Source organism: Streptomyces sp. NBC_00104, assembly GCF_045160825.1.
Lineage (GTDB): Bacteria > Actinomycetota > Actinomycetes > Streptomycetales > Streptomycetaceae > Streptomyces.
Genome location: NZ_CP108215.1, coordinates 7,489,515 through 7,505,696 on the forward strand (window position 1 = coordinate 7,489,515; position 16,182 = coordinate 7,505,696).

19 protein-coding genes are annotated in these 16,182 nt (G+C 70.4%); 8 read left to right on the forward strand and 11 right to left on the reverse strand.

Going from position 1 to position 16,182, the window contains the following annotated elements; all coding sequences use genetic code 11:
• Positions 1-3: 3 nt before the first annotated feature.
• Both OG272_RS33010 and OG272_RS33015 read right to left on the reverse strand, forming a co-directional pair.
• Positions 4-927 carry a 1-aminocyclopropane-1-carboxylate deaminase/D-cysteine desulfhydrase gene (locus OG272_RS33010; protein ID WP_405895381.1) on the reverse strand — a complete coding sequence of 308 codons (924 nt, stop codon included), beginning with the start codon at positions 925-927 and terminating at the stop codon, positions 4-6.
• A gap of 56 nt (positions 928-983) precedes the next feature.
• Entirely contained in the window at positions 984-1,574 is a 591-nt protein-coding gene (locus tag OG272_RS33015; protein ID WP_327727859.1) for an N-acetylmuramoyl-L-alanine amidase, read from the reverse strand.
• 295 nt (positions 1,575-1,869) lie between these two features.
• On the opposite strand from OG272_RS33015, the gene OG272_RS33020 reads away from it, so the two are divergent.
• A complete protein-coding gene (locus tag OG272_RS33020; protein ID WP_326577639.1) occupies positions 1,870-3,276 on the forward strand; it encodes a family 2B encapsulin nanocompartment shell protein in 1,407 nt (468 codons plus the stop codon).
• Between the two features lie 123 nt (positions 3,277-3,399).
• Positions 3,400-4,791: a family 2 encapsulin nanocompartment cargo protein polyprenyl transferase gene (locus tag OG272_RS33025; RefSeq protein WP_405895382.1), complete on the forward strand. Its 1,392-nt coding sequence runs from the start codon at positions 3,400-3,402 to the stop codon at positions 4,789-4,791.
• Between the two features lie 169 nt (positions 4,792-4,960).
• On the opposite strand, the gene OG272_RS33030 is transcribed toward OG272_RS33025, so the two are convergent.
• On the reverse strand, positions 4,961-5,551 hold the full coding sequence (locus OG272_RS33030) for a TetR/AcrR family transcriptional regulator (protein WP_405895383.1): 591 nt from the start codon (positions 5,549-5,551) through the stop codon (positions 4,961-4,963).
• Positions 5,552-5,679: 128 nt separating this feature from the next.
• Here OG272_RS33030 and OG272_RS33035 point away from each other — a divergent pair, with 128 nt between their 5' ends.
• The 4 genes from OG272_RS33035 to OG272_RS33050 all read left to right on the forward strand — a co-directional run bounded on the left by OG272_RS33035 (position 5,680) and on the right by OG272_RS33050 (position 8,590).
• On the forward strand, positions 5,680-6,264 hold the full coding sequence (locus OG272_RS33035) for a dihydrofolate reductase family protein (protein ID WP_405895384.1): 585 nt from the start codon (positions 5,680-5,682) through the stop codon (positions 6,262-6,264).
• A gap of 103 nt (positions 6,265-6,367) precedes the next feature.
• Positions 6,368-6,715, forward strand: a complete 348-nt coding sequence (locus OG272_RS33040; RefSeq protein WP_326585987.1) for a hypothetical protein — start codon at positions 6,368-6,370, stop codon at positions 6,713-6,715.
• A gap of 184 nt (positions 6,716-6,899) precedes the next feature.
• Positions 6,900-7,313: a YciI family protein gene (locus OG272_RS33045; protein ID WP_326577635.1), complete on the forward strand. Its 414-nt coding sequence runs from the start codon at positions 6,900-6,902 to the stop codon at positions 7,311-7,313.
• 44 nt (positions 7,314-7,357) lie between these two features.
• Positions 7,358-8,590, forward strand: coding sequence for a sigma-70 family RNA polymerase sigma factor (locus OG272_RS33050; protein WP_328506142.1), 1,233 nt, complete (start codon positions 7,358-7,360; stop codon positions 8,588-8,590).
• Between the two features lie 142 nt (positions 8,591-8,732).
• Here the strand turns inward: OG272_RS33050 and OG272_RS33055 are convergent, their stop codons facing one another.
• From OG272_RS33055 to sodN, 4 genes are all read right to left on the reverse strand, one after another.
• Positions 8,733-9,524: a VOC family protein gene (locus OG272_RS33055; RefSeq protein ID WP_327732120.1), complete on the reverse strand. Its 792-nt coding sequence runs from the start codon at positions 9,522-9,524 to the stop codon at positions 8,733-8,735.
• A gap of 137 nt (positions 9,525-9,661) precedes the next feature.
• Positions 9,662-10,126: a VOC family protein gene (locus OG272_RS33060; protein WP_327727855.1), complete on the reverse strand. Its 465-nt coding sequence runs from the start codon at positions 10,124-10,126 to the stop codon at positions 9,662-9,664.
• Positions 10,127-10,135: 9 nt separating this feature from the next.
• Positions 10,136-10,561, reverse strand: coding sequence for a helix-turn-helix transcriptional regulator (locus tag OG272_RS33065; RefSeq protein WP_326577632.1), 426 nt, complete (start codon positions 10,559-10,561; stop codon positions 10,136-10,138).
• A gap of 198 nt (positions 10,562-10,759) precedes the next feature.
• Entirely contained in the window at positions 10,760-11,155 is a 396-nt protein-coding gene (sodN, locus tag OG272_RS33070; protein WP_005480378.1) for a superoxide dismutase, Ni, read from the reverse strand.
• A gap of 144 nt (positions 11,156-11,299) precedes the next feature.
• On the opposite strand from sodN, the gene sodX reads away from it, so the two are divergent.
• Positions 11,300-11,734, forward strand: a complete 435-nt coding sequence (gene sodX / locus OG272_RS33075) for a nickel-type superoxide dismutase maturation protease (RefSeq protein ID WP_327732119.1) — start codon at positions 11,300-11,302, stop codon at positions 11,732-11,734.
• Here sodX and OG272_RS33080 read toward each other — a convergent pair.
• Positions 11,638-12,267, reverse strand: coding sequence for a CGNR zinc finger domain-containing protein (locus tag OG272_RS33080; RefSeq protein WP_326577631.1), 630 nt, complete (start codon positions 12,265-12,267; stop codon positions 11,638-11,640). The two genes, sodX and OG272_RS33080, sit on opposite strands and share 97 nt — an antisense overlap.
• 118 nt (positions 12,268-12,385) lie before the next feature.
• On the opposite strand from OG272_RS33080, the gene OG272_RS33085 reads away from it, so the two are divergent.
• A complete protein-coding gene (locus OG272_RS33085; protein WP_326577630.1) occupies positions 12,386-13,144 on the forward strand; it encodes a class I SAM-dependent methyltransferase in 759 nt (252 codons plus the stop codon).
• Between the two features lie 71 nt (positions 13,145-13,215).
• On the opposite strand, the gene OG272_RS33090 is transcribed toward OG272_RS33085, so the two are convergent.
• From OG272_RS33090 to OG272_RS33100, 3 genes are read right to left on the reverse strand one after another with little or no spacing between them, the layout of a single operon-like run.
• Entirely contained in the window at positions 13,216-13,977 is a 762-nt protein-coding gene (locus OG272_RS33090; protein WP_326577629.1) for an amino acid ABC transporter ATP-binding protein, read from the reverse strand.
• The gene (locus OG272_RS33095; protein WP_326577628.1) at positions 13,974-14,915 is read right to left on the reverse strand and encodes an amino acid ABC transporter permease; all 942 of its coding nucleotides are present in this window, start codon (positions 14,913-14,915) and stop codon (positions 13,974-13,976) included. Before OG272_RS33095 ends, OG272_RS33090 begins: the two co-directional genes overlap by 4 nt.
• Positions 14,916-14,951: 36 nt before the next feature.
• Positions 14,952-15,917: an ABC transporter substrate-binding protein gene (locus tag OG272_RS33100; RefSeq protein ID WP_326577627.1), complete on the reverse strand. Its 966-nt coding sequence runs from the start codon at positions 15,915-15,917 to the stop codon at positions 14,952-14,954.
• Positions 15,918-16,182: the final 265 nt, after the last annotated feature.

Here is a 16,182-nt window from a genome sequence, read left to right on the forward strand (position 1 = left end):
GTCCTAGGCCGTGTGTTCCGCGAACGGGCGGCCCGTGATCACCGCGGTGACCGTCGTCCCGCGCGGGAAGGCGCCTTCCGTCGCCAGGGCGACAAGTCCGTGGAGCAACTTGGCGACATAGAGACGTTCCACGGGGAGGGAGTGGCGCGCTTCGAAGTCGTCGGCGAAGGCGTCCAGTTCGGGGGTGGTGCGGGCATAGCCGCCGAAGTGGAAGCGGTCGTCGAGACGCCAGTCGCCGCGCGGACCACCGAAAGCCTGGTCCTGGAGTCGTCGTATCTCCCCTTCGAGGAAACCTCCCTTGAGGACCGGGATCCCGAGGGCGCGCTGGTCGGGGGCCAGGCCGGCGGCCAGACCGGCGAGGGTTCCGCCGGTGCCGCAGGCGAGGGCCACGACGTCGGCCCGGCCGCGCAGTTCCGTGCCGAGGTCCTGGCAGCCGCGTACGGCGAGGGCGTTGCTGCCCCCCTCGGGGACGACGTAGGCGCCCTCGGCGTCGGCGGCGCGGAGGAGGGCGGCCAGGGTGGCCGGGTCGGACTTGTGGCGATACGTCGATCTGTCGACGAAGTGCAGGCGCATGCCGTCCGCCGTGCAGCGGGCCAGGGACGGGTTGAGGGGGCGATCGGCCAGTTCCTGACCCCGGACCACGCCGATGGTGGGCAGGCCCAGGAGGCGGCCCGCGGCGGCGGTGGCGCGCAGATGGTTCGAGTAGGCGCCGCCGAACGTGAGCAGCGGCCGGCCGGCCGCCGCGCGCAGGTTGGGGGCCAGCTTGCGCCACTTGTTGCCGACGAGCCGCGGATGGATCAGGTCGTCGCGCTTGAGGAGCAGCCGGACGCCGTGGCGGGCGAAACGCTCGTCCGCGACCTCCTGGAGGGGCGACGGCAGCCGGGGGTGCAGGACGGCGGGGTCGGGGGCGGCGGGCTGTCCGGTCACGTGCCCATTGTCGGACACATGACCGGTCGGCGTCGGCTTCGCCCGCGATCGGGCCCCTACTGCAGGCGGGCCCGGATCCGGTCTCTCATGTGGGCCATGGTGAAGCCCCGGGGGTCGACCTTGCCGGGCTGCCATTCGAGGTGGCCGATGACGGACCGCTGGTTCCAGCCGTGGTGGCGGCAGACGGCCGCGGAGACCCTTTCGATGGCGTCGAGCTGGGCCTCCGGCCAGGGGTCCTGGCCGTCTCCGAGGTTCTCGCACTCGAAACCGTAGAAGTGCCGGTTGCCGTCGGTGTTGGCCTCGTTGTCCTTCGGGAGGGCCTCCTCGGCGATCACGGCCCGCAGCACGTCGTCGTCGCCGAGGCCTGCGTGGTTGGCGCGGCCGTAGCCGACGAGGTGGACCCGGCCGTCCTTGGTGATGACGCCGTGGCACAAGGGGCCGGGCAGGCCCGAGTACCCGTCGCGGCAGATGCGGACGGTGCGCTCGCTGCCGGAGGTGACGGTGTGGTGGATCATCACGCCGTGGACGGGGCCCCAGGGGCCCACGTGGTTGCGGTTGTGATGCTCCCAGTCGCCGACCTCGACGACCCGGACGCCCTCGTTCTTGAGGACGGTGAGAAACCTGCCCGCGGACATGGGTGGGGCCATGGCCGACTCCTTCGTACTGTGCGACGGCCACGGGTCGTGGCCGCCTCGTACGCAGGCTTGTACCCCCGACGCCCTGGCGCGAGCGAGTCGCCGGCGGGGCGTGCGGGTGGATCCGGTCAGATTCGTGCGGGGCTCGGACAGGAGCGCGAGTGGTCGACAAAAACGCTGGATATGCCCACTCTTCTAAGATCCATTCCCGCTCTTTCGGGTAATAGCACCGACACGCTCCGTGATGGGAGGCTTGATCGCGAGATCGGTGACCGCGATATCAGTGCACACCCGGAGGGGAATCCGTATGTCGGTAGGCGAAGAGGTTCGCTCGCAACAGGACCAGCCGCAGCAGAGTCTCGGCACGGCCGCTGCCCGGAACCTGGCCACCACCACGAAGTCCACACCCCAGATGCAGGAGATCAGCTCGCGCTGGCTGCTGCGCACCCTGCCGTGGGTGAACGTGCAGGGTGGCACGTACCGGGTGAACAGGCGGCTCACCTACGCGGTCGGCGACGGCCGCGTCACCTTCGTGAAGACCGGCGACCAGGTCGCCGTCATCCCCGCGGAGCTCGGCGAACTGCCGGCCCTGCGGACCTACGAGGACATCGACGTGCTGGGCGAGCTGGCCCAGCGGTGCGAGCAGCGGGAGTTCGCGCCCGGTGATGTGCTGGCCGAATTCGGCAGCCAGGCGGAGGAGGTGTTCCTCCTCGCCCACGGCAAGGTCGAGAAGATCGGCACCGGGCCCTACGGCGACGACGCGGTCCTCGGCGTGCTGGCCGACGGGTCCTACTTCGGCGACCAGGCGCTGCTCGACCCCGAGGCGATCTGGGAGTACACGGCCCGCGCGGTCACCGCGTGCACGGTGCTCGTCCTGCCGCGTCGGGCCGTCGAGCAGCTCGCGGAGCGCGCCGAGAGCCTGAGCGAGCACCTTCAGGAGCAGCGCGCGATCCCGTCGCAGCGCACCAACAAGTACGGCGAGAAGGAGATCGACCTCGCCGCCGGCCACAGCGGTGAGCCGGACATCCCGCACACCTTCGTCGACTACGAGGCCGTGCCGCGCGAGTACGAACTCAGCGTCGCCCAGACCGTCCTGCGCATCCACACGCGCGTGGCCGACCTGTACAACCAGCCGATGAACCAGACCGAGCAGCAGATCAGGCTCACGGTCGAGGCGTTGAAGGAGCGGCAGGAGCACGAGCTCGTCAACAACCGGGAGTTCGGCCTCCTCCACAACTGCGAGTACGACCAGCGGCTCCAGCCGCACGACGGTGTGCCCGGCCCGGACGACCTGGACGAGTTGCTCAGCCGCCGCCGGGGAACCAAGCTGCTGCTCGCCCACCCGCGCGCGATCTCGGCGTTCGGCCGCGAACTGAACAAGCGCGGACTGGTCCCGGAGACCATCGACATCGCGGGGAACCGCATCCCCACCTGGCGCGGCGTACCGATCTACCCGTGCAACAAGATCCCGGTGACCGAGGCCAGGACCACCTCGATCATCGCCATGCGTACCGGCGAGGACGACCAGGGCGTCATCGGCCTGCGGGCCGCGAGCATCCCGGACGAGATCGAGCCCAGCCTGTCCGTGCGCTTCATGGGCATCAACGAACAGGCGATCATCAAGTACCTCGTGACGGCCTACTACTCGGCCGCGGTCCTGGTTCCCGACGCGCTCGGCGTTCTGGAGAACGTCGAGATCGGCCGCTGGCGGTGACCTTGTCCGACCGGACGCCGTGTCCCCGCCCGTCAGGGCGGGGACACCCCGGCACCACGCGCCCGGCGACAGCGGAACCGCCACCGTCCGCGGACTCTCCGAGGCGATCCCATGGGTGAGTTCATGACGGAGACGAAGCAGGGACCCGCCGAGACCCTGGACAGCGGTGGCGCACCGAGCGGCGAGATCCCGAAGCGGCGGAGGCCCGTGGCGGCTGCCCCGGCTCCGATCGAGGCGGGGGAGCCGCCGGGGGAGGGGGAAGCCGCGAGGCCCGTGGAGTCTTCGGACGTCGTGTACGGGGTGGGGGCTCCGGAGCCGGATGAGTTCCTGGATCCGGCGGGAGCCCTGGACCGGAGGGCGGCTCTGGACCCGAAGGGGGGCGGGGATCGGGATCGGAAGGGAGGTCTGGATCCCGAGGGAGCAGGAGAGCCGGCGCGGGCCGTGCCCTCCGCCGCCGACCGGGGGCCGGTCGGCCGGCCGGGCGGGGCGAGTGCGTTCGACGGGCAGGAGGCGGCGGGGATCCTGGAGCAGGCTCGGGTGTCCGTCGACCCCGAACTACGCCGGGCCGTCGGGTCGTTGCCCGGTTCGATGCGCCGGGTCGCGCGCTACCACTTCGGCTGGGAGGACGCGGACGGTACCCCGGTCGCGGGGAAGGCGGGCAAGGCGATACGTCCCGCGCTGGTCCTCGCCGCCGTCGCCGCGCTCGGCGGGCGCGAGTCCGTCGCCGTACGGGCCGCCGCCGCGGTGGAGCTGGTGCACAACTTCACGTTGCTGCACGACGACGTGATGGACCGGGACGCCACCCGCAGGCACCGGGCCACCGCGTGGACCGTGTTCGGGATCCCCGACGCGATCCTCGCCGGGGACGCGCTGCAGGCCCTGGCCCAGCGACTGCTCGCCGAGGACCCGCATCCGGCGTCGGCCGCGGCCTCCGCGCGGCTCGCGTCCTGCGTCGTCGAACTGTGCGCGGGCCAGCACACGGACACCGAGATGGAGGGACGCCGGCCCGAGGACGTGACCCTCGACGAGGTGCTCGCCATGGCCGAGGCCAAGACGGGCGCGCTGCTCGGCTGCGCCTGTGCGCTGGGCGCGTTGTACGCGGGCGCCGATGACAAGGACGTCGAGGCCCTCGACGCCTTCGGGCGGGAGGCCGGACTCGCCTTCCAGCTCATCGACGACGTGATCGGCATCTGGGGCGACCCGAGTCGCACCGGCAAGCCGGCCGGGGCGGATCTCATGGTCCGCAAGAAGTCCCTCCCGGTGGTCGCCGCTCTCGCGTCCGGCACTCCGGAGGCCGTCGAACTCGCCGAGCTGTACGGACTGCCGTACGAGGAGGGCGACCTGGAGCGCACGGCGCTCGTCGTGGAGCGGGCCGGCGGTCGCGACTGGGCGCAGAGCCAGGCGGCCGACCGTATGGCGCGGGCCATGCACGAACTGTCCCGTGCGGTCCCGGAACCGGCGTCGGCCGGTGGGCTTCTCGCGCTCGCCGAGTTCGTGACGCGCCGCAGCAGCTGACGCGGTGGCGGAGGCCGCGTGATTCCGGTGAAGCCCCGGACGCGCCGGCACCGTGGGGACCTGACCCCGCACGGTGCCGACGCCTCCGGTCAGGGCGGGTCCCGCACATCCCCACGGTGTGCGGGGCCCGTCGCGTCGTGGAGCCCGAGCGGTGGCCGGTGCCGCGGTACTAGTGCTCGGGGACGATCGTCCGCACGACGCGTTCCATCAGGCCCTCGGGGGCGGTGACACCGGGGAGGGCGTCGTCGAGGACGTCCGGCAGGGTGAGGTGTTCGAGCAGGAGGCCCTGCATGGCCAGGTAGAGGACCACGACGGTCTCGTCGCCGCCGGGGAGTCCCGCCTCGCGGTGGAACCGCATGCCGAACTCCAGCTCCCCGCGCACCGACTCGGTGTACGAGGCGTGCAGGGCCGGGCGGCGGGTGGCTTCGAGGCGCAGCTCGAGGTGGGCGAGATAGCCGGTGCGGTCCCCCGTCACGCGGGCCAGCAGGTCGCGCATGAAGGCCATGACCAGGGTCCGGTCCTTGGGCGATGCGAGCAGCTCTTCGATCACGGCCGGGTCGGGGGTCAGACGTTCCTTCAGCCGGGCGTCGATCTGGTGGAGAAGGGCGTCGCGGTCGGCGAAGTAGTTCGACGCGGTCCCCACCGGCACTCCGGCCTCGGCGTCCACCGCCCGGAACGTCAGCCCGCGCGCGCCCTCCCGCGCCAGCACCCCCACCGCCGCGTCCAGCAGAGCGGCCCTGCGCTCCGGGTTCCTGACCATCCGGGCTCCTCCCTACGTGAAGCAGTATCCAAACACCTTGCAACCACTACAGGTGAAGTACTATAACTGACGTGGTTGAGTGAGTGGCAGGGACGCGACTCACTGTCGGACGAGGGAAAGAGACCGGTTTGCGCAAGCTGACGTACTTCGTCGCCTGTTCGATCGACGGCTTCATCGGGGACCAGGACGGCGACGCGTCGTACATGTATCCCTACGTGGTGGGGGACTTCGCCGCCTACCTCAATACGGAGCACCCGGACATCAACCCGAGCCATGTGCGTCGGCTCATCGGCACCGACGGCCTGGCGAACAAGAACTACGACACGGTCGTCCAGGGCCGCGCCAGTTACGACGTGGCGTTGAAGGAGGGCATCACCAGCCCGTTCGCCCATCTGCGCGAGTACGTCGCCTCGCGCACGCTGAAGGAGTCACCCGACCCGAACGTCGAGATCATCTCGGACGACCTGGTCGGCAGGATACGAGAGCTCAAGGCGGAGGACGGCGAACTCGGCATCTACCTGTGCGGCGGCTCGGCGGTCGCGGGCGCGCTGATCGACGAGATCGACGAGCTGATCATCAAGACCTACCCGGTCGTGCAGGGCACCGGCATGCCGATGTTCGGCTCCGGGTTCGCCCTCACCGAGTTCACGCTCGACGAGGTGCGCGGCTTCGACAACGGAGTGGTGGTGCGGACGTACAGCAGGAAGCGCTGACGGGCGTCGCCGAGCGGCCGGTCCGCAGCGCACCCGAGGCCGGTCGCCGATCGTCCGCGTACGACGGGGAGCGCCCCGGCCCCGTCGGTCATACCCTGAGGACATGGGCATCGACGAGCAAGTCTGCCCGGTCTGCGGACAGCCTGTGGCCACGGTCGTACGGCGGCACAAGACGCTGGGAGCGTGGGTACCCGTGTGGCGTCCGGGTCCGTGCAGGAATCACGAGTGTGCGGCGTACGTCGACGCGGCCGTCGAGGCCGAGGAGGCAGCCGCGGAGAAGCCCCGGGCCGTGGCCCGGCGGACGAGCGCCAGCCATGGCGCGCCGGGAGATCATGGGACGCACGGTGGTCATGACGCGCACGTGGGGGACGCCGGCGCACAGGTCGAGGTGAGGCCCGAGACCGCTGAGACCGCTGAGGCGGCTGAGGCGAGGACCGAAGAGAAGACCTGACGAGGGGCTCGGCCGGGGGCCTCGGTCCGCGGCCCGAGAAGTGGGGTTCGTCGGCTCCGGAAAACCCGGGGGAACGGGGAAACGTCGCGCGAGTGTGTCGAGAAGTGTGGGACGGCTCCGACGTCTCCTGTGAGAGCCGCCCGCCGTGGGTGGTTCGAACCGAGGACGACGAAGGAGCGGACTCATGAAGTACCTGATGATGGTGCTGGGCACCCAGGCGGACTACGAGGGCATGCGCGGCAAGGCCTCCGAGCACGCCCCGGCCTGGACGCCGGAGCAGCTGCAGGCCATGTACGCCCACATGGGAGCGATCAACGACGACCTCGCCGAAACCGGGGAGATGATCGACGGGCAGGGGCTGGCCGAACCGGCCCGGACCCGGTTCGTCACGGCCGGCGCCGACGGCAAGCCGGTGGTCACGGACGGGCCGTACCCGGAGACCAAGGAACTGCTCGCCGGCTACTGGCTCCTGGACTGCGCGAGCCTGGACCGGGTCACGGAGATCGCGGCCCGCGTCGCCCGGTGCCCCGGCCCCGAGGGGCTCACGGAGTACCCGGTGGTCATCCGGCCGGTGCTGGAGGGAGCGGGGGACATCTGAGCCGACGGAAGACGGTCGGACAGCGAGAGGTTCGGCAGGTCGGGATGAACGAGGTCGAGGGCCTGCTGCGCCGGTGCGCGCCGCAGGTCCTCGGCGCGCTGGTGCGGCGGTACGGGCACTTCTACGCCGCCGAGGACGCCGTACAGGAGGCGTTGCTCGCGGCGGCCGGGCAGTGGCCGGCGAACGGAGTGCCGGACAATCCGCGAGGGTGGCTGATCAAGGTGGCCTCGCGGCGGCTGACGGACGCGTTGCGCGGTGAGGAGGCGCGGCGGCTGCGGGAGGAGAAGGCGGCCGCGTTGACGCCGCGCGACGCGTTCGTGGCGCCGGAGCCGGGGGCGGACCGGGCGCCGAACGAGGACGACACGCTGACCCTGCTCTTCCTGTGCTGTCACCCCGAACTGTCGGTGCCCGCGCAGATCGCGCTGACGTTGCGGGCGGTCGGCGGGCTGACCACGGCCGAGATCGCGCGGGCCTGTCTGGTGCCCGAGGCGACGATGGCACAGCGGATCAGCAGGGCCAAGCAGAAGGTGCGGGGGGTGCGGTTCGGGCGGCCCGACGACTGGGAGTCGCGGCTGCCCGCTGTGCTGCAGATCCTCTATCTCGTGTTCAACGAGGGATACACGGCCACGTCCGGGGCGACTCTGCAGCGGGCCGACCTGGCGGTCGAGGCGATCCGGTTGACGAGGACGGTGCATCGGCTGCTGCCCGGGGATCCCGAGGTGGCCGGACTGTTGGCGCTGATGCTGCTCACCGATGCGCGGCGGGCTGCTCGGCAGGATGCGCGGGGTGAGTTGGTGCCGCTCGACGAACAGGATCGCGGTCGATGGGACAGGGCGGCCGTCGCGGAGGGGGTCGAGCTGGTGACCCGGGCGTTGGCGGGGTCGAGGGGGACGGGGCGGGTGGGGCCGTACCAGGTGCGGGCGGCCGTCGCCGCGGTTCATGACGAGGCGGACTCGTACGACGCCACGGACTGGCGGGAGATCCTCGGGCTGTACGACGTGCTCGTGGAGCTGGTTCCCGGGCCGGTCGAGCGGCTGAACCGGGTGGTCGCGGTGGCCATGGTGCGGGGGGCGCGGGCCGGGCTCGCCGAGTTGGAGACGCTGGGGGAGGAGCCGGCGGGGATCGGGCATCGGGTGGAGGCGGTGCGGGGGCATCTGTTGGAGCGGGCGGGGGAGTGGGCGGATGCGCGGGCCGCGTACGAGTCGGCTGCGCGTCGGACGCTGAGTCTGCCTGAGCAGAGGTACTTGCTGGCGCGGGCGGGCCGGTTGCCGGGGTAGGGGGCCTGGCCCGCCGCTCTCGCCCACGCCGCCCTTGCCCGTTCCCGTCCCCAGGGGCTGCGCCCCTTCGCCCCCGCCCCCTCCCTTGCCCTGCCCGCGTCCGTCCCGTTTTCGCCGGACCCCGCCCGCCGGGGGCGCTGCGTCACCCCGCCTTCGGTGGCAGCCCGCCCGTCTCCGGGGACCGGCCCGTGAGGCAGTACGTGCCGCCTGCCGGGTCGCGCATCACGGTCCAGTGGGGGTGGCGGGCGACGAAGGTGGCGCCGAGGGCTTCGTGGTGGGCGCGGGTGGTGTCGATGTCGGCGCAGGCGAGGTCGAGGTGAGCGGAGGCGGGGCGGGCGGTGTCGAGGCGGTGGAGGAGGATGCGGAGGGGGAGGCCGGCCGGTGGGCGCAGTACGTGGAACTCCGGGAGCGAGCCCGGGTGGGATTCCCAGCCCGACAGGGCCGCCCAGAACGCGACCTCGCCTTCGAACCGGTCCGGCGCCACGTCCAGGCACACCTGGTCCAGCCGGCTTCCCTCGACCACCGGCGGCCGCACGGACTCCCCGTGCCACGGCACCGCGCAGAAGAGCTGCCCGGCGGGCGAGCGCAGCACCGCCCAGCCGTCGTGCGGTGCGACCACCCCGGCGCCGAGCCGGACCGCCCGGTCGACGAACGCGGGGACGTCCTCGACGGCGAGGTCCGGATGCGCGCCGCCGTCGCCGGACACGACACCCTGCGCCTTCACGCACGCGTCGCCCGTCTCGGGCAGCAGGGTCACGAACTCACCCTGCTCGCCCCGCGGTTCGGACAGCTCGGTCGCCGTGACCGCCGTCCAGAAGGCACACGCCCGCTCGAACCCGGCCACCGGTCGGTCGACGAAGACATACGTCCACCGAACCGCCCCGCCCGCCGCGATCCCGCCCCACCCGCCGTCCCCGCTGCCGTTCCCGCCCACTCCACCCACAGCGCCGCTCCCTCTCGTACGGTCCGGCCCTCACGGCTGAACGACTCGTACGGTCTCCCGCCGCCCCGCCCCGCGCAACGAGGTTTCCGCCGGTCCGCCGGTCCGCCGGCCCGTCGGCCCGCGTCGGCCTACGTCCGGCGCTGCATGAAGCGCAGCATGTTGCCCGCCGGGTCGCGGAAGGCGCAGTCGCGGACGCCGTAGGGCTGGTCCATGGGCTCCTGGAGGACGTCGGCGCCGGAGGCCTCGACGCGGGCGTAGAGGGCGTCGCAGTCGGTGGTGGTGAAGTTGACGCCGCGGAGGACGCCCTTGGCGAGGAGCGTGGCGATGGTCTCGCGGTCGGCGGGGGAGATGTCGGGGTCGGCGGCGGGCGGCTCCAGGACGATCTCGACGTCCGGTTGGAGACGGGAGCCCACGGTGACCCAGCGCATGCCCTCCCAGCCCACGTCACCGCGGACCTCCATGCCCAGCACGTCGCGGTAGAAGGCGAGCGCCTTGTCGTGGTCGTCGACGGCGAGGAAGCACTGGGCGAGCCTCACATCCGGAGCCGGGAGCCTGTTCGCCGCGTTCGGATCGTTCGGATCGTTCGTAGCCATGACCTCACGCTAGGACGCTTCGCCCGGTTCCGCCGTGCGTATGCGATGCCGGGTCGGCCGGGTCAGGCGCTTGGCCACGCACGCGGGGATCGCCGCGCTCTCCTCGTGCGAGCGGGCGCGGTACGCGCTCGGCGTCTCGCCCACCAACTCCGTGAAGCGGGAGCTGAAGGAGCCCAGCGACGTACACCCCACGGCCATGCACACCTCGGTGACCGTGAGGTCGCCGCGGCGCAGCAGCGCCTTGGCGCGCTCTGTCCGGCGGGTCATGAGATAGCCGTACGGGGTCTCGCCGAAGGCCGCGCGGAAGCTGCGCTGGAAGTGCCCGGGGGACATCAGCGCGGTGCGGGCGAGGGCCGTCACATCCAGCGGCTCGGCGTACTCGCGGTCCATGCGGTCCCGCGCCCGCCGCAGCCGCACCAGATCGTCCCGGTTCATGCCGACAGCATCGCACCGACCACTGACACAACGGGGAGGAAAGGGGGGCGATCGCCGGGGAGCGAGCGTCCGGCAGGTCCGGAGAACAGGACCGCACCCGGACCGTCATGGACGCCGTGTTCGGCAGCCTGCGGACCGGGTGCGGACAGGATGACCAGACGACCAAGGAAATCGCAGGTCAAACGGCATGATCGAAGATCAGGCCTTCTTGGTCTCCCAGAAGATCTTGTCGATCTGGGCGATGTAGTCGAGCGCCTTCTGGCCCGTCGCCGGGTCGGTCGACGCCTTGGCGGCCGAGAGGGCCTTGAGGGCGTCGTTGACCAGCTGGTGCAGCTCCGGGTACTTCTCGAAGTGCGGAGGCTTGAAGTAGTCGCTCCACAGCACCGAAACGTGGTGCTTGGCGAGCTCGGCGCGCTGCTCCTTGATGACGGTCGCGCGAGCCTGGAAGTGAGGGTCGTCGTTGGCGGCCATCTTGTCCTGCACGGCCTTCACCGACTCCGCCTCGATGCGGGCCTGGGCCGGGTCGTACACACCACAGGGCAGGTCGCAGTGGGCGCTGACCTTGACCTTGGGGGCAAACAGGCGGGAAAGCATGGAGCATTCCTTCCTCGTGATCGTCTTCTCAGGTGGGACATTACTCCCTGCGAGAGAGGTTTTCGCGAGTGCCCCCATGGGCTTAGGACAAAAGTCCGGGGTCAGACTGGGACTGTGGAGGAACGAACCGGGGAGGTGCCGGGGATGCCGGAGCTGTCGCAGGAGAGCGAGCGGGGGAGGGCCCTCCTGCCCTTCGGGGTGGCCGAGGTCACGGGACCGTCCATGGTTCCGACGCTGCGTCACGGGGACCGGCTGCTCGTCCACTACGGGGCCCGCCTGGGGGTCGGTGACGTGCTGGTGCTGCGGCATCCCTTCCAGCAGGACCTGCTCGTGGTCAAGCGGGCCGCCGAGCGGCGCGACGGCGGCTGGTGGGTGCTCGGGGACAACGCGTACGCGGGCGGGGACAGCACCGACTACGGGGTCGTGCCCGACGAACTCGTGCTCGGCAAGGTCCGGTTCCGGTACCGGCCACGGCCGGACGGTCAGCGCTCGCCGTTCGCGCTCGCCGGCTGGGCGCTGTCGGCGGCCCGCCCCGTGTTCTGCGACCGGTCGGCCTCCAGGCGTTTGCGGGCCCGGTAGGCCGCCACGTTGGCCCGGGTCGCACAGCGGTCGGAGCAGTAGCGCCGGGAGCGGTTGGTGGAGGTGTCGAGGTAGGCGTTGCGGCACGGCGCCGCCTCGCACAGGCCGAGCCGGTCCACGCCGTACTCGGTGAGGTGGAAGGCGAGGCCCATCGCGGCGATGGCGGCATAGCCCGCGGTCGCGTTCGAGGGATGGTCCGCCAGGTGCATGTGCCAGAGCGGGCGGCCGTCGTCGTCCCGGTGGTTGTGGCCGGAGATCTGCGGGCTCACCGGGAACTCGAGCAGGAGGGAGTTCAGGAGGTTCACCGCGAGCGTCTCGTCGCCGCCGTCGGCCGCCTCGAACACCGAGCGCAGCCGGGCTCGTACGCCCCTGAACCGGGTCAGATCGGCGTCCGCCGCACGGCGGGCGGCCTCCTGATTGGCACCGAAGAGCTCACGCACCGCGTCGACCGTGGTCAGGGAGTCCTTGCCGCGACCCGGCTCCTCGCTGTTCACGAGCCGTACGGCATAGTCCGAGTAATAGGCCAGTTCCACTTGTAGTCCTTACGGGGGAGCTCTATTGTCGTGGGGCGGGTCAGGTAATAGCTGCTCGTGCTTACAGGGTATTACGCGGTAGGTGGATGAAGCGGTAGCGCGAGGAAGGGGACCTCACATGACCACCACGACCGGGACCGACTGGCATGCCTGGCAGGAGAGCTGGGACCGACAGCAGGAGATGTATCTGCCGGACCGTGAGGAGCGGTTCCGGGTGATGCTGGACATGGTCGAGGCCTTCGCCGGCCCCGAGCCCCGCGTCCTCGACCTCGCCTGCGGTACGGGTTCCATCACGTCCCGGCTGTTCGCGCGGTTCCCGAAGTCCGTCAGCACCGGCGTGGACCTCGACCCCGCGCTCCTCGCCATCGCCGAAGGCACCTTCGAGGGCGACCGGCGGGTCACCTTCGTCACCGCCGACCTCACCGACCCCGACTGGACGACCCGGCTGCCGTACGACTCGTACGACGCCGTCCTGACGGCCACGGCCCTGCACTGGCTGCACAGCGAACCCCTCGCCGCCCTCTACGGTCAGGTCGCGGAACTCGTCCGCGACGGCGGTGTCTTCATGAACGCGGACCACATGATCGACGAGTCCACGCCCCGGATCAACGCGGCGGAGCGCGCGCACCGGCACGCGGGTATGGAACAAGCCAAGGCGGACGGCGTCGTCGACTGGGCCGCATGGTGGCAGCTCGCCGCCCAGGACCCCGTCCTCGCCGCGCCGACGGCCCGCCGTTTCGAGATCTACGGAGAGCATGCCGACGGCGACTTCCACAGCGTCGACTGGCATGCCCGCGTCCTGCGCGAGAAGGGCTTCGCCGAGGCCCGCGCGGTGTGGTGCTCGCCCTCCGACTCGCTGGTGCTGGCGGTGAAGTAGGCCGCCCCGCCCGTGTACACGAGTGAGGGGCGGTACGGGATTCCGTACCGCCCCTCACCTGTGCGTACCGGTCAGAGGACCTTGGACAGGAACGACTGGGTCCGCTCCTCCTGAGGGTTCGTCAGCACGTCACGGGGGTTGCCGGACTCGACCACCACACCCCCGTCCATGAAGACCAGGCTGTCGCCGACCTCGCGGGCGAAGCCCATCTCGTGGGTGACGACGACCATCGTCATGCCGGACTCGGCCAGGTCGCGCATGACGTCGAGGACGTCACCGACCAGCTCCGGGTCGAGCGCCGACGTCGGCTCGTCGAAGAGCATCAGCTTCGGCTCCATGGCCAGCGCCCGGGCGATGGCCACGCGCTGCTGCTGGCCGCCGGAGAGCTGGGACGGGTAGTTGCCCGCCTTGTCGCCGAGACCGACGCGCTCCAGCAGCTCGCGGGCGCGCTCGCGGGCTTGGGCCCTGCTGACGCCCTTGACCTGGACCGGCGCCTCCATGACGTTCTCGGTGGCGGTCATGTGCGGGAACAGGTTGAAGCGCTGGAAGACCATGCCGATGTCACGGCGCTTGACCGCGACCTCGCTGTCCTTGAGCTCGTAGAGCTTGTCGCCCTTCTGGCGGTAGCCGACCAGCTCACCGTCGACGTACAGCCGGCCGGCGTTGATCTTCTCAAGATGGTTGATGCACCTGAGGAACGTGCTCTTGCCGGAGCCGGACGGGCCGATGAGGCAGAACACCTCGCCGGTCTGCACCTCCAGGTCGATGCCCTTGAGGACCTCGACGGGGCCGAACGACTTGTGGATGCCCTCGGCCTTCACCATGGCGGTCATGCCGAGACTCCCTTCGGGCGGCGCACGGGCAGCACGGCCGTCTTGAAACGCTGCATCGGTGTCGGCGGGAGGGTCCGGGAGGAGCCCTTCGCGTAGTACCTCTCCAGGTAGTACTGCCCGACGCTGAAGATGCTGGTCAGGACCAGGTACCAGGCGGCGGCGAGGAACAGCATCTCCACGATGGCGCCCGAGCCCTGGCCGATGTCCTGGGCCGCCTTGAGCAGATCCACGAACTGCACCGTCGAGACGAGCGACGTGGTCTTCAGCATGTTGATGACCTCGTTGCCCGTGGGCGGCACGATCACGCGCATCGCCTGCGGGATGACGATCCTGCGCAGCGTCTTGGAGTGGCTCATGCCGAGCGCGTGCGACGCCTCGGTCTGGCCCTCGTCGACCGACAGCAGACCGGCGCGGCAGATCTCCGCCATGTACGCGGCCTCGTTGAGACCGAGGCCGAGCAGCGCCGTCAGCAGCGGCGTCATGAAGGACGACCAGTAGTCCTTGTAGATCGGGCCGAGGTTGATGTACTCGAAGACCAGGCCCAGGTTGAACCAGACGAAGAGCTGGACCAGGACCGGCGTGCCACGGAAGAACCAGATGTAGAACCACGCGATCGACGAGGTCACCGGGTTCCTGGACAGCCGCATCACGGCGAGCAGGATGCCGCCGACGATGCCGATCACCATGGACAGCACGGTGAGCAGGAGGGTGTTCAGGACACCCTCGATGATGCGGTCGTCGAAGAAGTACTCGGGGATCACGCCCCAGTTGATCTTCTTCGCCTGCGCGAACGCGTAGATGATCGAGCCGAGCAGAGCGAGCGCGATGGCCGCGGACACATAGCGCCCCGGGTGCCGGACCGGAACGGCCTTGACGGCCTCCGGGCCGGCGGGGGGAGTGTCCGAGGGACCGTCCGTCTTGCTGACGTCAACAGTCACGGGTGGAGCCTTTGCCTTTCAGAACCGAGCCGAGAATCAGGAGCCGCCGTTGACCTTGGCCTCGGTGATCGCGCCGTCCTCGACGCCCCACTTCTTGATGATCTTCTCGTACTCGCCGTTGTCGATGATCGCCTGGACGGCGGCCTGCAGCGCGTCACGCAGCTCGTTGTTGTCCTTGGCGACGGCGATGCCGTAGGGGCCGGCCTCGACCTGGTCGCCGACGATCTCGAAGTAGTCGCCGCCGCCCGAGGTCTTCACCGAGTACGCGGCCACCGGGTAGTCGGCGGAGACGACGTCCGCGCCCTTGGAGCGCATCCGGGTCTCGGCCTCGGGGTTGGTGGCGAAGTCCTCGATCTTGAGGGCCTTCTTCTTGTCGTCCTTGCACTTCTTCGCCTGGTCCTTGGCGAGATCGTGCGAGAACGTGTTGCGCTGCACGGCGATCGTCTTGCCGCAGAGGTCGTCCCAGGTCTTTATGCCCTGGTCGTCGCCCTTGTTGGTGTACAGCGAGACACCCGCGGTGAAGTAGTCGACGAAGTCGACGCCGGCGCCGACCTTCTTGCCGGTGTCGCCGTCGATGCCCTCCTGGCGGTCCTTGGTGTCGGTCATGGCCGACATCGCGATGTCGTACCGGTTGGCCGCCAGGCCACCGATGAGGGTGTCGAAGGTGGCGTTCTGGAACTTGAAGTCCACACCGAGCTGCTTGCCCATCGCGGCGGCGATGTCGATGTCGATGCCGACGACCTTGCCGGATGCGTCCTTGTACTCCACCGGCGCGTACGCGATGTCCGAACCGACGTTGATCACGCCCTTGTCCCGGAGGGCCGCGGGGAGCTTGGCGGCCAGCGGGGCCGCGCTGGTGGACGTGGAGTCGGAACCGTTGTCCTTGCTCTTGGTCTGGTCACCGCAGCCGGTGAGCAGCAGGGCGCCCGCGACCGCGATCGCTCCGACCGCGGCTGTCCGGGAGCGCAGGCCGGTCGTACGACAGGTGGTGCTTGCGGTCATGGTGGGTTCCTCCGGCGGGGTGGTGTGGAGTTGCCGACAGGTCGACGATTAACACGCGTCTTCGAGTGTGGCGACCTCGTGTGATTACGGCATCTTGCCATTCGGTCATGCGCATTCAGGTGACCAGCCATGTCAAAATCGGATAACGGGCGACCCCCGAATGACCCACGAACCGCTGCGGACCAGGTGATCACGCCGGATCCTGTGCGGAGATTCTCCCTTCCGGCCGGAAGATCTTCGGTGCATCTCAGGATGCGGTCGGCTG